We start from the raw sequence: 14,632 nt of genomic DNA on the forward strand, positions 1-14,632 counted from the left end.
CGCCGCGGCCGGTGCGCAGGGCGTGCCGGGCCGCGTCGGCGTGGCCCCGGCAACGATCGCGCGGCGCGGGGGGCGAGCGCGGACGAGCGCAGGCGAGCGGGCGCGGAGCGACCGCGCGGTCGTCGAGCGCCGCGCGATTTTGACGCCGCCCGCACGGTGTCTATCCTGGTCGCGGTGTCCCGGATCCTCCCGCGCTTCGACTATCGCATCGAGTTCGCCGCATCGACCGATGTCGGCCTCGTCCGCCCGAGCAACGAGGACCGGATCCTCTGTTGCCCCGAGCTCGCCCTCTTCGGCATCGCCGACGGCATGGGCGGCCACGCCGCCGGCGAGGTCGCCGCCCAGATCGCGATCGACACGGTGCGCGACGAGGTGCTCCGCCCGCCCGCGGCCGCCATCCTCGACGCGTACGTGGCCGACCCGAACATCGAGGCGCGGCGCGAGGTGTTCGCGCTGCTCCGCCGCGTGGGCGAGGCGGCGCACGCGGCCATCCTGGAGGCGCGCCGCACCGAGCCGAGCTACCAGGGGATGGGCACGACGCTCGACTTCGTCGTGCTCGCGCACAGCCGGGCGTTCTTCGCCCACGCGGGCGACAGCCGCGCGTACCTCGTCCGCCCGACCACCACCGTCCAGCTCACGCAGGACCACGCCCTCTACGACACGCTCCGCGCGGCCGGCACCCCGACCCCGGCCAGGAAGCCACAGCGCAACCCGCTCGTGAACGCGATCGGGCTCGCGGGGACCGTCTCGGTCGACACCCTGTTCGTCGATCTCTCGCGCGGCGATCGCATCCTGCTCTGCACCGACGGGGTGCACAACGCGATCGAGAGCGAGGCGTCGCTCTCCCGCTTCTGCGCGAAGGGCGGCCCCAAGGAGGTCGCCGAGGGCCTCCTCAAGCACGCGCGCGAGCGCGGCGGGCTCGACAACGCGAGCGTGATCGTCATCGACATCATGGATCGCTTCGTGAAGCGCGCGGACGACGCCGGTCCGTCCTCGCGCGACCTCTCGGTGCTGTCCGCGTGCCCGCTCCTCGCCGGCATGAGCCCGGCCGCGGTGCTCGGGGCGCTCGCGGCGGGCGTCGAGGTGGAGCTCGGCGCGGGCGATCGCATCCCGCGCGACGTCGCGAGCGATCTGGTCGCCTACCTGGTGCTCGACGGGGCCGTGGACCTGCCCGACGGGCGGCGGATCATCTCGTCCGGCCTGCTCTTCCCGGAGTCGCTCGTCGGCGCGCGGCGCAAGGGCGACCTGCCGGTCGCCGCGGCGCGGACGCGGCTCATCCGGATCCGCAAGGACGATTTCGCCGAGGTGTGCGAGCACGACGCCGAGCTCGCGGCGGCCCTGTACCAGCGGCTCGCGCGGTACCTCGCCCTGGGGACCGGCTGAGCGGCGCCTCCGCGATGCAGCTCTCCCTGCTCCACCTGGACGATCGCGTCGCGGCCTTCGCCAAGCCGTCCGGGCTGCTCGTGCACCGCGGCTGGGGCAGCGCGCCGGTCGTGTTCGTCGATCTCGCCGAGCGGGCGCTCGGCCGGAAGGTGTTCCCGGTCCACCGCCTCGACCGGGCGACGAGCGGCGTGCTGCTCGTCGCGCTCGACGCGGCCGCGGCGGCGCTGCTCGGCGCGCAGTTCGAGCAGGGCCTCGCGCGGAAGCGCTACCTGGCGCTCGTCCGCGGCGTCCCGCCCGAGCGCGGGTGCATCGATCACCCGATCCCGCGGCGCGAGGGGGGCCCGCGCGTCCCGGCCGTCACCGAGTTCGAGCGGCTCCACGCGCTCGAGCGCTACGCCGTGGTCGAGGCGCGCCCGCGCACGGGGCGGCTGCACCAGGTGCGGAGGCACCTCAAGCACATCAGCCACCCGATCATCGGCGACGTGAACTACGGCAAGGGCGAGCACAACCGCCTCTTCCGCGAGCGCTACGCGCTGCACCGCCTCGCGCTGCACGCGGCCGAGCTCGCCGTCGCCCACCCCGAGACGGGCGCCCCGCTGCGCATCGCCGCGCCGCTGCCCGACGACCTGCGAGGGCCGTTCGACCAGCTGGGCGTGCCGACGTGGATCGGCGCGGCGCCCGCGGCGTGAGCGCGCCCGCGGCGCGCCGGCGGTCCTCGATCGCGGGGACTGAGGCGCGCTAGCCGGCTTCCGGATCGCGGCGCTTCGGCGCGGCGCCGTGCCCCGCCCGGATCCCCTCGAGCGAGAGCGCCGGGCCTCGCTGGGCGAAGCCGCCGTCGAAGGGGTTCTCGGCGAGGAACATGGGCGTGTCGAGATCGACGAACGAGAACCCGCCGAGGCCGGCGGCGAGGCAGGCCGACGCCGTCATCGCGAGCACCGACTCGACCATCCCGCCGATCATCAGGCCGAGCCCCGCCGCGCGGGCGACCGCCGCGATGTCGAGCGCCTCGGCGATGCCGCCCTTCATCAGCTTGACGTTGACCACGGTCGCCGCGCGCTCCGCCGCGACGCGGAGGACGTCCGCCGCGGAGGCGGCGCTCTCGTCGGCGGCCACGTCGACCCCGGCGCGCCGCGTGACCTCCTTCATGCCGTCCCAGTCGTCGCGCGGCACCGGCTGCTCCAGGAGCGCGACGGTCGCGCCGAGCCGGCGCGCGTGCGCGACGAGCGCGAGCGCCTCGGCCGCCGTGAGCCCGCCGTTGCCGTCGAGGATCAGCGAAGCCTCCGGCGCCGCCGCGACGATCGCCTCGATGCGCGCCGGGTCCGACGCGGCGAGGCGGCCGCCGACCTTGACCTTGAGCGCGCGGAAGCCCATGGCCGAGGCGCGGCGCGCGGCCTCCTCCGCGCGCTCCGGCGAGCCCGTGGTGATGGTGATGTCGGTGGTGAGCGCCGTCCCCGCGCCGCCGAAGAAGGCCCAGAGCGGCATGTCCGCGCGCTTCGTGAGCGCGTCGAGGATCGCCGTCTCGATCGCGCAGCGCGCCGCGCCGGCGCCGCCGCCCGCCGCGGTGCGGAGCGCGACCGCGATGGCGCGCCACGCGCGCGCGTCCGCGCCCACCACGGCGGCGCGCAGCGAGAGGGCGGCGGCGCGCGACGCTTCCTGCGTCTCACCGTTGAAGGCGGGCAGCGGCGCGGCCTCGCCGAAGCCGAGCGTCCCGTCGGCCAGCTCCACGGTGACGAGGAGGTTCGCCGCGCGCTCCTGTGCGCCGCCGGCGATGCCGAACGGCTCGTGCAGCGGGATGTCGAGCGCCTCGACCGAGACGCGCTGGATCAGGGTAGGGGACATGAGGATAGTCGCCGCCTTCGCGCGAGGCTCACGGGGAGGAGCCTGGGCCGTCGCTCGGCGCGGGCGCCTCGGCCGGGGGAGGCGCCGCGTTCGGAGCGGCCGCCGGCGGAGGGGCCGCTTCGCCGAGCAGCGCCTCGATCTCGCGGGCGATCTTCTCCTCTTCGCCGTCCTCGTAGCCCGCGTGGACGTGGCGCACGACGCCGCGTCGGTCGACGATGAAGGCGGTCGGCATCCTCCGCGGGTTATAGCTCTTCACCGCGCTCTGGTCCTTGTCCCAGAGGATCTTGAACTTGACGCCTGCCTCGTCCGCGAACGCGACGAGCTGCTCCTTCGAGACGTCCTCGGGGGCGTCGAGGGCGACGGCGAGCACGGCGAGCCCACCGCCGAAGCGCTCGACGAGCTCCTGGTACTTGGGAAAGGACTTCCGGCAAGGGTGGCAGTAGGTCGCCCAGAAGTCGACGAGCACCACCTTGCCGCCCGCCTCCTTGAGCGTGGAGGGCCCTTCGCCGCTCACGACCTCGGCCGCGAGCTCGGGCGCCGCCGCGCCGACGAGGCCGCCGCCCGCCTCGGGCGCCGGGGGGGCGGCGGGCGCGGCGCCGCCGCAGCCGGCCGGCAGCGAGAGGGCGAAGGAGGCGAAGAGGACAGCGGCGACGCGGGCGAACGATGGGCTCCGGCTCATGGGGCGATCTCCCTCTCCGATCATCATGGCTCGCGATCGACGACGGAGGCGAGCATCTCCCCCTCGGCGCAGAGCGTCCCGTCGACGCTCGCCTCGCCGCGCAGCTTCCACACGTTCGAGCGGTGGTGCAGCACCTCGACGTAGAGATCGAGCCGATCGCCGGGCGTCACCGTGTGGCGGAACTTCGCCTTGTCGATGCCGAGGAAGAACATGAGGTTCGACGTCGCGTCGAACGGGTCCGACGCGTAGGCGAGGATGCCGCCGAGCTGCGTGAGCGACTCCAGGATCAGCACCCCGGGCATGATCGGCCGCTGGGGGAAGTGCCCCTGGAACCAGGGCTCGTTGTACGCGACGCACTTGTAGCCGCGGATGCTCTTGTTGGCGGTGACCTCCGTCACCCGATCGACCATCACGAGCGGATAGCGGTGCGGCAGGATCGACAGGATCTGATGGATCTCGAGCGAGACGGGCTCTTGGGTTCGGTCGGGCAAGGCCGGCTCCTTTCCGCGGCGTGGAGCGCGCGGGCAGCGCGCTACTTGGCGTCGTCCTTCTTCTCCGCCTTGTCGCCGCCCGCGTCGTCCTCGCCGCCGCCGGTGTTGTAGAGCTGGACGACCTGCTCCGTCAGGTCGAGATCGGCGCGCACGTAGGGGGCCGCCTGCTTGTCCAGGATGATCTCGTAGCCCGACTTCTTCGCGACCCGGGCGACGATGATCATCATCTTCTTGATGATGGGCCCGGTGAGCTCGCCCTGCTTCTTCTGCAGCTCCTTGTTGTAATCGACGAACACGGTCTGGAGCTCGACCATCTGGCGCTGCCAGTCCTCCATCCGCTTTTGCATCGACTCGCGCGAGAGCACGCGCGACTGCTTCTCGATGTCCTCGCGCGCTCGCTGGAGCTCGGTCTGCTTCGCGTCGAGCTCCTGCTGGCGGCGGTCGAAGAGCTTCTTCAGGGTGGCCTGCGCGCGGATGCCGTCCTCGGTCTGCATGACGGCGTGCTGCACGTCGACCACGGCGATCCGGGTCTCGGCGGCGGCGACGCTCGGCGCGGCGAGGGCGAGCGACACGACAGCGGCGCGGGCGATCCGGACGAGGAGCGGCGCGGGACGATGCACGGGGGAGCGGGCGACCATTCGAGGCGATTACCCGCCGCGTGACGGACGGTCAAGGTGTGCGGGGCGGGGCCGCGGAAGGTGAGGGTGCGTCGATGGCGGCCCCTCGGCCGCCGCTCCGCCGCGGCGGAACGGCGGCCGAGGGGCCTCGGTCAGCGGCGGTGAATCAGAGGCACTCGCCGGAGATGCAGTCCTTGCCGTCGGGGCAGGGGTCGTCGAGCGTGCACTCCGGCGCGACCTCCTCCCGCGTCTTGCAGAAGCCGTCCTCGCAGCGGACGAAGCGGCTGTCGATGAGCCTGCAGGCCTGCTCGCTCTCGCAGGGGTAGTGGCAGTAGCCGTCGTCCATGCACTCCTGGCCCTGGGCCGCGCAGGACGTGGCGGCGCAGCCGGGCTGCGGCGACGGGTCGGCCATGCACGCCCCGGTCACCGCGTTGCAGACCTCGCCGGGGGCGCAGTCGTCGTGGGTGGTGCAGCCCGCGGCGCAGGCGCCGTCGACGCAGAGCGCGAGGCCCTCGCACGGCGCCGCGTCGCTGCACTCGGGGTTCTCGGCGTCGGGGACGCAGACCCCGCGGTCGCAGCGCGTGCCGGGCGCCTCGCAGGGGACGCTGTCGGAGCAGCCGTCGGCACACTCGCCGTTGACGCACAGCCGGCCCGCGCCGCACTCGTAGCTGAACTCGCACGCCGCGATGCAGAGCCCGTCGACGCACCGCGTGCCGTCCGCGCACGCGGCGTCGCCGTCGCAGGGACATGTGGTGAGCTCCGCGTCGCAGGCGGCCCCTCCGCCGCCCTCACCGCCCTGGCCGGCGCCGCCCTGGGCCACGCCGCCCTGGCCGGCGCCGCCCTGGCCGCCGACGTCGGGCTCCGCCGGGCGACAGCCGTAGCCGTCGCAGATGAGGCAGTTCTCGCCGTCGCGGTCGCAATGGATCGCGGCGTCACCGCAGCCGCCACAGCCCGTCGCGGTCGCGGCGAGCATCAGGAACAGCGCGCCTCGACCCAGGATCTTCGCAAGGGGGGAATGAAGAAGCATCGAAGTCCTCCAGCGGCGGCCGGCACCGGCGCGGCCCTCCCGCACGACTACCATGCCGCGCGCTAACACGCAGCGTGCCACGGGGCGGCCGGCGAGGCGTGCCACGGGGCGGCCGGAGAGGATCGCGGGGAAGCGCGATCGGCCTCTCGCTTTGTGAACCTGCGTTCACCAGCTCTCGTCGCGCGAGGTTCACTGGCCCGCGGGCGCAGCGCGAGGCGGGGCGGCCGTCGCTCCCGGCCGCCGCGGAGCCGCCGGACGCAGCAGGGGTTCCGGTCAGGGCACAGGCGCGGGCGCGCTCGCCGCGAGCGGCCCGGCCGGTCGCCCCGCGCGGCTCACGAGCGGTAGCCGGCGTTCACGTCGACGTAGCCGTGTCCGAGGTCGCTAGTCAGGTAGGAGAAGTCGCCCGGGCCGCTGCCGAGCACGAGCTCGATGACGTAGGTGTCGCGCGCGAGCACCTCGTTCGCCTTGCGCTCGGCTTCCGCCCCGATCGGCGCGCCGTTCTGCACGATCGGGATGCCGCCGACGAGGATCTGGGCCTCGGCCGGATCGAACGGCACGCCGGCGCGCCCGGCGGCGGCGAGCAGCCGCCCCCAGTTCGCGTCCTTGCCGAACAGCGCGGTCTTCACGAGCATCGACGTGGCCACCGTGCGCGCCACGGCGCGCGCCGCGTCGCGCGTCGAGAGCCCGCGGACGCGGATCTCGGCGACGTGCGTGCTGCCCTCGCCGTCGGCCACCATCGAGCGCGCGAGCTCGCCGCAGACCTCGGTGAGGGCCGCCGTGAGCTCGTCGCGCGACGCGCGGCGCTGGGACGCGCCGGAGGACAGGAGGAGCACCGTGTCGTTGGTGCTGGTGTCCCCGTCGACGGTGCACGCGTTGAACGTCACGTCGCACGAGGCCGCGAGCGCCTCGTTCGCCTCGCCGGGGTCGAGCACGGCGTCGGTGAACAGGAAGACGAGCATCGTCGCGTGGGGGGGCCCGACGTCGGGGTGGATCATCCCGGCGCCCTTGCCGATGCCGAGCAGCGTGGCGCCCCCGCCCAGCTTGCGTTGGGAGAGCTTCGGCCAGCGGTCGGTGGTGCAGATCGCCTGGGCGAAGTCGAGGTAGCCCTTCGGCGACAGGCGCGCCGTCAGCTCGGGGACGCGCTCGACGATCCGGTGCGCCGGCAGGACGGCGCCGATGACGCCGGTCGACGCGGGGAGGACCTCGTCCTCCGGGGCGCCGATGGCCTCGGCGACGGCGCGCGTCGTGTCGAGGGCGGCCTTCCAGCCCGCCTCGCCCGTGCACGCGTTGGCGCATCCGCTGTTGGCGACGACGGCGCGCGCGCGGCCCGACCGGACGCGCTGCATGGCGATGTCCACGGGCGCGGCGCGCACGAGGTTCCGGGTGAACATGCCGGCCACCACCGCCGGCTGATCGGCCACCGCGAGCGCGACGTCGATACGTCCGTCTTTCCGGATCCCCGCGCTGATGGCGCCGAAGCGAAACCCTGCAACTGGCTCGAAGCTCATGAGGGCGCGGAGTCTACGCACGAACGCGCGCCGGGAGAAAGCGGCAATGGGGGCCCAGAGGCCACGTCGAGCGCTGTCGGGCGGATCGCTCGCGGAGCTCGGCGCTGCGCTCCGGCGGCGGAGCCCCTCCTCGGGAGGGGCGCGCCGCCAGGGTGCTCGGATGCGGCGCGTTTCTCAGGGCCGCTCCGCTCTTCCTTCTATTCGCTCGCCGTGAATGAGACGTCCGGAGGCGGCCGGGCTGAGCGCGGCATTTGCAATGCTCCGGACCGATGGCCACCGTCCGGATCGTCGATATCAAAGGCCTGTATCTCCCGGGCTCTCCGGACGTCTCCGCGCCGCCGGGGACGACGCGAGCGGCTGGATACAGCCCCGGATACACGAGCCTGGACAACCAGGGACGCGTCTACATCAATCGAGATCTCGACGGGCGATGGGCGAGGAATACGCAGCTCATCGAGATCACCGTCGAGGTGACGAGCCCCGACGGCGCGCACTCGCTGGAGGGCGCGCGCATCCGCTGGAGCGCGCGCGATCCGGACGACCCGTTCAACGAGCGGCCGGAGGTGCACCCGGACTGGGCTCCCACCCTCGACGAGAACGATTTCGACGCCTCGGGAGCCTACGTGGGGCCGGTCGAAGACGACAACGAGGGGACGTCGGACAGGAGCCCCAGCTGGGAAGAGGTGGAGGGCTATCCGCTGTCCGACATCACGGAGACCAGCGCGAGCACGGCCATCGTGGGGATGCGGAGCACGATCCGGCGCCACGTGACCGACATCGCCGGCGACAACCTGATCGTCCGCGCCGAGCTCGAGGCCGAGGGCCTCGCGGAGGCCGCCGCCGACGAGACCGGGATCATGACGATGTGGCGCCGGATCGACGTCGAGTACGTCCGCATGGAGAGCGCGCCCCCGCTGCCGCTGGACCAGGTGCCGAGCCATTTCGAGCCGGCCTTCACCCAGCTCGATTTCTCCGAAGAGCGGGTGATCCAGGACCGGCAGCACCTCGCGCCCGACGCGAGCACGCTCGGCGAGCTGGCGTCCCGCTTCGTGAGCGAGGCCTTCTCGCACGCCGGGGAGCCGGGCTGGTTTTGCCTGGTCGCCGCGCTCGAGCCGCACCCGGTGCCCGAGGTCCAGGGCGCGCCGCTGTTCACCGGGGTGGTCACGATCCTGGACGGCGGACAGGGAGAGAGGCGACGGGAGTACGTGGAGATCCCCGGCCATCACCCCGAGGCGAGCGTTGTCACGTTCCGCTGGGACGGCGAGCAGATCGGCTTCTCGGTCGCGATGGCGGCCCTCCTGTCCGACCCGCCGCGGACGCAGCTCTGGCTCGAGCCGCACGACATCCAGAGCCGGTTCACCGCGGGCGACGGGTCCCTCGCGCACGCGTACAGGGACCGCCTCTTCTTCTTCCCTCGCGCCCGCCGCAGGGGCGCCGCGTGGGAGCCCCCGGGCTACGGCATCCCGGCGCGCGTCGAGGCCGTCGTGCGGGGGGCGGGCGCCGCCTACGTCGCCGGCATGAGCCCCACGATCGACGTCGGAACCGCGAGGTACTTCGCCGGCAGGACCATCCTCTTCACCCACCACAGGGCGTGGTGGGACCCGGAGCGTGAGCAGCCCCGGCGCGGCTACGAGCAAGGCACGCTCCACACCATCGTTCACGAGCTCACGCACGCCTTCGGGATGCCGCACAAGTGCGGCTACTTCGACTACCGGACGCCGCGCTGGAGGACGTGCTGCATGAACTACCGCTCCCACTGGATGATCGACGCCGACCAGCAGCTCATCCCAGGGACCGCCGGGCTGGTCGGCGCTGACCTGTGCGGGCGCCACGTGAAGGAGACCCGGCGCGTGCGCCTGGAGAGAAACAAGGGACTTCGATGGAGATGAGGGGCTGTCATGTCCGATGAACACGCGCGAAGCGACCGGGATCCGGCCGGTCCGCCGGGCCTATCGCTGCGCTCGCTCGATCACGATCGGCGCTACGTGCTCGGCTTTCCCCTGCACGTGGCCATCACGCTGTGCGCTGACCGACCCGAGACCTGCCTCCGGCGGTTGCCGCGCCCGAGCTGGGCGGGCAACGCCGGCGCGATCGGCGTCCGCCTCGCGCGGGCGGGCACCGGCGAGGAGGTCGTGAGGACCGATCCCTCACCGGTCGCGCTCCCAGAGCACGGCACGCCGGTGTTTCGCCTGTGCCCGGGGGCGTGCAGGCGCATGCTCATCGATGTCTCGTCGTTCCTGCCAGCGGGGATCGAGCCCGAGCATTACACACTCGCGGTCGTCTACGTGGGACCGCCCGACCGGGTGGTGAGCGCGCCGGTGCCGATCGAGCTCGCGGCGCCGAGCGCCGAGGAGCAGCGCGAGCTCCTGCGCCTCGCGCCCGAGCTCGCCCGCGCGGGCTCGTGGGGCCGCTGGACGAGCTTGCCCCCGGACGGCGGCGCGCCGGTCGCGGGCCGCGTGGAGCCGGGCGATCCGCTCCGCTTCAACCGCATCTTGCGAACCCTGATGTACGGGCCGGAGTCGCTCTGCGACGTGGATCCGGCCGTGCTCGACGTGCTCGACGGCGTCTATGCGCCGGAGGCCCACGCGCTCCGCGCCGAGCTCTACGCCGCGCGGGGCGACGCGGCGCGGCTCGCGGAGACGGCGCAGCTCATCCGGACCACCTACCCGGGGCTCTCCTGGTGGATCGACCGGATCGAGGCGGGGGAGAGCGAGATCGGCTTCGTCCGGGCATGCCGGGTGACGCCGCGCGGCGGGTGAGCGCCGGCGCCGCGTCGCGCCCGCGCCCGCCGCGACGCGGCCGCCGCGACGCGGCCGCGAGGGCGCCGCGTCCACACGCTGATCACCGAACTGCAACACGACCTTCACCACCCGCGAGGTACTCCTGTCGGGAAGCAATGGTGACGACGAGGCGAGCCATGGCAGGTCGCAGCAGCCGGAGCGCGCGGGCGTGAGCGCGCTCCCCCCCGACATCGTCACGGCGCTCCCCGGCGCCGAGGCCACCGCGGTCGCCTGGCGCACGCAGGGCCAGCGGTACATCACGATCATCGTCAAGGCGAGCTTCGCGTTCACGCCCGGCGCGGCCATGTGGCGGACCGAGCCGCAGGAGATCCTCCGCGCCGAGGTCCATCACGGCAAGAACCCCGCGCGGAGCGTGCGGTTCACCGGCGACCTCGCGCCCTACCTGGGCCGCGCCGACGTGCTCTTCACGGGCGACGCGCACGCCCCGCCCGGCGCGCAGGTCCTGTCCTTGCCGGTGCGGCTCGCGGTCTTCGGCGCGAGCGGCTGCGCGCTCGACAAGCGCCTCCTGGTCCGCGACGGTAAGCCGTTCCAGCGGATGCCGCTCGTCTACGAGAAGGCGGTCCGCGGCGCGAACGGGTGCGACAACCCGTTCGGCGTCGACCCGCGCGAACGCGAGGCGATCGTCGTCGATCCGCAGGATCCGGCGCGGCCCGCAGGGTTCGGCCCGATCGCGCGCGCCTGGCCCGCGCGCAAGCGGCTGCTCGGCAAGAACCGGCGCGAGGCGCTCGAGGGCCCGAACGCGGAGATCCCCGCTGGCTTCGACTGGTCGTACTTCCAGGCGGCGCCCCCGGACCAGCAGATCGATTTCCTGCGCGGCGACGAGTGGATCGTGCTCGAGAACCTGCACCCGGCCGCGCCACGGCTGGAGATGCGCCTGCCGAGCGCGCGCGGGGTGGCGCGGATCGAGGGGCTCGCCGCGTCCGCGGCGTCCGGGGGCCAGATCCTGGAGCTCCGCGCCGATACGCTCCGCATCGACGGCGCCGAGCAGCGCTGCACGGTCGTGTGGCGCCAGATCGTGCCCGTCCCCGGCGAGGACGCCCTCGCGGACGTGCGGATCGCCGCCGGCGTCGCGATCGACGGCGAGGAGCTCGCGTGGCCCGAGCCGCGTCCCGGGCGAGCCGGGCGCGCCGAGGCAAGTCATCCGGGCAAGCCCCGGATCGGCCCGGAGGGGACCGTGCTGATCGAGGAGCCGCCCGACGCCTCCGCCCCGGCCTGCCCGTGGGGCGCGGATCCGGGGCGCACGATCCACCTCTCGGACGACGAGATCGAGATCATCGATCTGATCCAGGGGCCGCAGCAGACGATCGCGCTCTCCGAGGAGCTGAGCGAGGCGGCGGTGCGCGCGCCGGCGCTGCCGTTCGAGCCTGCGCCCACCGCGCCAGCGCCAGCGCCGGCGCGGCCAGGCTGGCCGGGGCTCGCGCCACCGCAGGGCGACGTCGCCGCCTCGAGCAGGACGATCGCCCTGTCGGACGCGGACGAGGCGCGCGCCAGCGAGCGGCCGGCGACCCCGTTCTTCCTCCAGCCGACGCCGTCGCCGCGCCTCGCGATCGACGCGCCGATCCCCGGCGCCCCGTGGTCCAGCGAGCGCCCTTCGCCGGCGCCCGATCCGTCCGCGGGGCTCACGACCCTCGCGCTGGACGACGAGGTCGCGCCCCTGCGCGTCGAGGCCGTCCTCCCGGCCCTCCCGGCCCTGGGCGCCCTCGGACGCGAGCCCGAGCCGCCGGCCGCCTCCCGCTTCTTTCACGTCCTCCGGTGCGCGGGCGACCCGCGGCCCTCCGAGCCGCTCCCGCCGCTCGGCGAGGGCGACGAGGTGAGCCTCGAGCGGTGCGCGATCGTCGCGGCGGAGCTCGAGGAGCGGCCGATCCCCCGCGCCGACGTGCTCAAGGCGCACGGCCTCTCCGAGGCGCGCTGGCAGGAGGCCGACCGGCGCTGGCGCGAGGCGATGGCGGACGAGGTCAGGCGCCGCGAGCGCGCGCTCCGCGACCGGTTCGACAAGGCCTATGTCACCGCGTGGGAGGCCGTGCGCGGCGCCCTGAGCGCGACCGACTACGCCCGGCTGGTCGTCGCGACCGAGCGCAGCGGGGTCTCCGCTGCGCTCGGCGAGAGCGCGATCCGGCGCACCGTGTGGGCGCGCATGCGGCGGCTCTGGGCCAGGCGGCTCGCCGACGATCCGCGCCTCCGATCCCGGGTCGAGGCCGAGATCGCGAGCCTCCGCGAGGCGCCGCGGCCGCGCGCGCAGGGCGGCGCGCTGTCGGCCCACGCCCTCTGATCGCGCCGGATCGCGCGCCGTCATCGCGCCGTCCGGCCCGAGGGCGAGCTCGCCCCGGCCCCCACGCCGCGCTCGCGAAATGCGCGGCGCGCCGTGCCCCTTGACCGCGGCGCGCGGGGTTCCGAACATCGCTGCTGGTGCAAGCGATGGTTCGTCCATGATCGACGCGTTGACCCTGGGCAAGGAGCTCGTGGGCCGGTACAGCGTGGAGGGGCTGCTCGGCGTGGGCTCCATGGGCGCCGTCTTCCGCGCGCGCCACCTCGCGCTCGCGCGGGACGTGGCGATCAAGGTGCTCACGGGGCACGCGGAGCCGAACGCAGGCGAGCGGATGCTGCGCGAGGCGCGCATCTCGGCGCTCATCAAGTCGCCGCACGTGGTGGGCTGCTACGACTTCGGCTTCCTCTCGAGCCGGTCGCCGTTCATGGTGATGGAGTACGTGGGCGGCCCGTCGCTGGCCGCGCGGCTCCAGAGCGGGCCGCTGCCGCTCGACGACCTGCGGCGCTACATGCTCCACGCGGCGCGGGGGATGGCCGCCGCGACGGAGCTCGGGGTGATGCACCGCGACCTGAAGCCGTCGAACATGCTGATCGCGCCGTCCGGAGAGCTGAAGGTCGCCGACTTCGGCCTCGCGCGCCTGACCGCCACGACCGGGCCCACGGCCCTGCGCGAGCAGCCGCTCACGGCGATGGGGACCGTGCTCGGGACGCCGTACTACATGGCGCCCGAGCAGGCGTGGAGCCCGCAGGAGAGCGACACGCGCGCGGACATCTACAGCTACGGCGCGTCCTTTTACCACGCGGCCACGGGGCAGCGGCCGTTCGAGGAGCAGGACCTCCTGCCGCTCCTGCTCGCGCACCGGCAGGACATCCCGACGCGGCCGCGGGCGCTCCGGCCCGAGCTCGACGAGGACGTGCAGGTCATCCTGGAGCGCTGCCTGGCCAAGGACCCGAAAGACCGCTTCCAGTCGTTCGAGGAGATCGAGGCCGCGCTCCTGGGCGCGCAGAGTACGCGCTGGGGGGATCCGCACGACCTGACGCTCCGCGCATACCTCGAGCAGTACCAGCGCGTCCGCCCCGTCATCCTGGCGGGCGGCCCGGTCGGGCCGGTCACCTCGTTCCAGTTCCACGGGGACAGGACGCTGTCGATCGTGCGCGCGAACATCGCGTCCGTGTCGGCCGACGCGCTCGTGAGCTCGGACGACGGGCAGCTCACGATGTCCGCCGGCGTGGCGTTGGCCCTGAACCACGCGAGCGGCGGCGTGTGCCACCTGGAGACGCGCAAGTACGTGCCCGTGCGTCACGGCGGGGTGGTGGTCAGCTCCGCAGGCAGGCTGAGCGCGCGGTTCGTCTTCCACGCGATCACGCTCGACTGGGATCACGTGGCGACCTACCGGCCGACCCGCGATCTCATCCTGCGGCTCCTCGAAGGGTGCTTCTACCACGCCGACACGATGAAGCTCCGGAGCATGGCGCTGCCCCTGCTCGGGTCCGGGCGGGCGGGCTTCTCACCCGCCGAGTGCCTGGACACGATGGTCGAGTTCCTCGTCAAGGCGATGCTCCTCGGCGGGACCGGGCTCTCGCACGTGACCATCGTGCTCCGGGACGGGCACGCGTTCTGAGGCGCCTCTCGGCCCGGCGGGGCCGCGCGCGGCCGCGCCGACGCCGAAGGCCAGGAGCGCCATGGGGTGCCATTGCCAGTTGTTCTCGAGCGATGTCATCGGTGACCTCGGAGCTCTGTTGCGGCGCGCGCGCGGCCCCGTGGCCCGGGGCGCTCCGGCGACGCAACGGCGGGTGGATGGATGCCGTTCGCCCGCGGGGCTGTGCACAGGGCCTGCCATGCCGGGCAGCGGGCGCGCCGGCCGGTCCGGCCGCCGATCAACGGGGCCGCGAACCAGGGGAGCGGGCGCTCGCTCGATGACGGAACGCCGCAGGGGCGATGGGAGGGTGAGCCGATCAGGCCTCACGCACCGGAGCGCGCCCCGGGCCGCGCTCGACCGACCTTGGGGCCCGGCGAGCGAC

The 14,632-nt window shown here is 73.9% G+C and carries 12 protein-coding genes; 6 read left to right on the top strand and 6 right to left on the bottom strand.

The annotated features are described in order from the left end of the window. Positions 1-156 precede the first annotated feature (156 nt). Together NQZ70_RS18140 and NQZ70_RS18145 are read left to right on the top strand one after the other, a co-directional pair. Positions 157-1,383 carry a protein phosphatase 2C domain-containing protein gene (locus NQZ70_RS18140; protein WP_129575335.1) on the top strand — a complete coding sequence of 409 codons (1,227 nt, stop codon included), beginning with the start codon at positions 157-159 and terminating at the stop codon, positions 1,381-1,383. Positions 1,384-1,397: 14 nt separating this feature from the next. Next, positions 1,398-2,072, top strand: a complete 675-nt coding sequence (locus NQZ70_RS18145; protein WP_129575336.1) for a pseudouridine synthase — start codon at positions 1,398-1,400, stop codon at positions 2,070-2,072. A 49-nt stretch (positions 2,073-2,121) separates the two neighbouring features. Here NQZ70_RS18145 and NQZ70_RS18150 read toward each other — a convergent pair whose 3' ends face one another. From NQZ70_RS18150 to argJ, 6 genes are all read right to left on the bottom strand, one after another. After that, entirely contained in the window at positions 2,122-3,222 is a 1,101-nt protein-coding gene (locus NQZ70_RS18150; protein ID WP_129575337.1) for a dipeptide epimerase, read from the bottom strand. A 28-nt stretch (positions 3,223-3,250) separates the two neighbouring features. After that, on the bottom strand, positions 3,251-3,901 hold the full coding sequence (locus tag NQZ70_RS18155) for a TlpA disulfide reductase family protein (protein WP_272828670.1): 651 nt from the start codon (positions 3,899-3,901) through the stop codon (positions 3,251-3,253). A 23-nt stretch (positions 3,902-3,924) separates the two neighbouring features. After that, the gene (fabZ, locus tag NQZ70_RS18160; protein WP_020735442.1) at positions 3,925-4,392 is read right to left on the bottom strand and encodes a 3-hydroxyacyl-ACP dehydratase FabZ; all 468 of its coding nucleotides are present in this window, start codon (positions 4,390-4,392) and stop codon (positions 3,925-3,927) included. Positions 4,393-4,433: 41 nt separating this feature from the next. Continuing rightward, positions 4,434-5,012 carry an OmpH family outer membrane protein gene (locus NQZ70_RS18165; RefSeq protein ID WP_237245400.1) on the bottom strand — a complete coding sequence of 193 codons (579 nt, stop codon included), beginning with the start codon at positions 5,010-5,012 and terminating at the stop codon, positions 4,434-4,436. 163 nt (positions 5,013-5,175) lie between these two features. After that, positions 5,176-6,036 carry a hypothetical protein gene (locus tag NQZ70_RS18170; RefSeq protein ID WP_237245401.1) on the bottom strand — a complete coding sequence of 287 codons (861 nt, stop codon included), beginning with the start codon at positions 6,034-6,036 and terminating at the stop codon, positions 5,176-5,178. A 332-nt stretch (positions 6,037-6,368) separates the two neighbouring features. Next, a complete protein-coding gene (gene argJ, locus NQZ70_RS18175; RefSeq protein WP_129575339.1) occupies positions 6,369-7,544 on the bottom strand; it encodes a bifunctional glutamate N-acetyltransferase/amino-acid acetyltransferase ArgJ in 1,176 nt (391 codons plus the stop codon). 269 nt (positions 7,545-7,813) lie between these two features. Here argJ and NQZ70_RS18180 point away from each other — a divergent pair, with 269 nt between their 5' ends. From NQZ70_RS18180 to NQZ70_RS18195, 4 genes are all read left to right on the top strand, one after another. Further along, positions 7,814-9,433 carry a hypothetical protein gene (locus NQZ70_RS18180; RefSeq protein ID WP_129575340.1) on the top strand — a complete coding sequence of 540 codons (1,620 nt, stop codon included), beginning with the start codon at positions 7,814-7,816 and terminating at the stop codon, positions 9,431-9,433. 9 nt (positions 9,434-9,442) lie between these two features. After that, positions 9,443-10,303, top strand: coding sequence for a hypothetical protein (locus NQZ70_RS18185; RefSeq protein ID WP_129575341.1), 861 nt, complete (start codon positions 9,443-9,445; stop codon positions 10,301-10,303). 190 nt (positions 10,304-10,493) lie between these two features. After that, positions 10,494-12,614 carry a DUF2169 domain-containing protein gene (locus NQZ70_RS18190; RefSeq protein ID WP_129575342.1) on the top strand — a complete coding sequence of 707 codons (2,121 nt, stop codon included), beginning with the start codon at positions 10,494-10,496 and terminating at the stop codon, positions 12,612-12,614. Positions 12,615-12,771: 157 nt separating this feature from the next. Continuing rightward, positions 12,772-14,232, top strand: a complete 1,461-nt coding sequence (locus NQZ70_RS18195) for a serine/threonine-protein kinase (protein ID WP_165374031.1) — start codon at positions 12,772-12,774, stop codon at positions 14,230-14,232. Positions 14,233-14,632 lie beyond the last annotated feature (400 nt).

The sequence above is a fragment of the Sorangium sp. So ce836 genome (assembly GCF_028553905.1).
Taxonomy (GTDB): Bacteria; Myxococcota_A; Polyangia; order Polyangiales; family Polyangiaceae; genus Sorangium; species Sorangium cellulosum_D.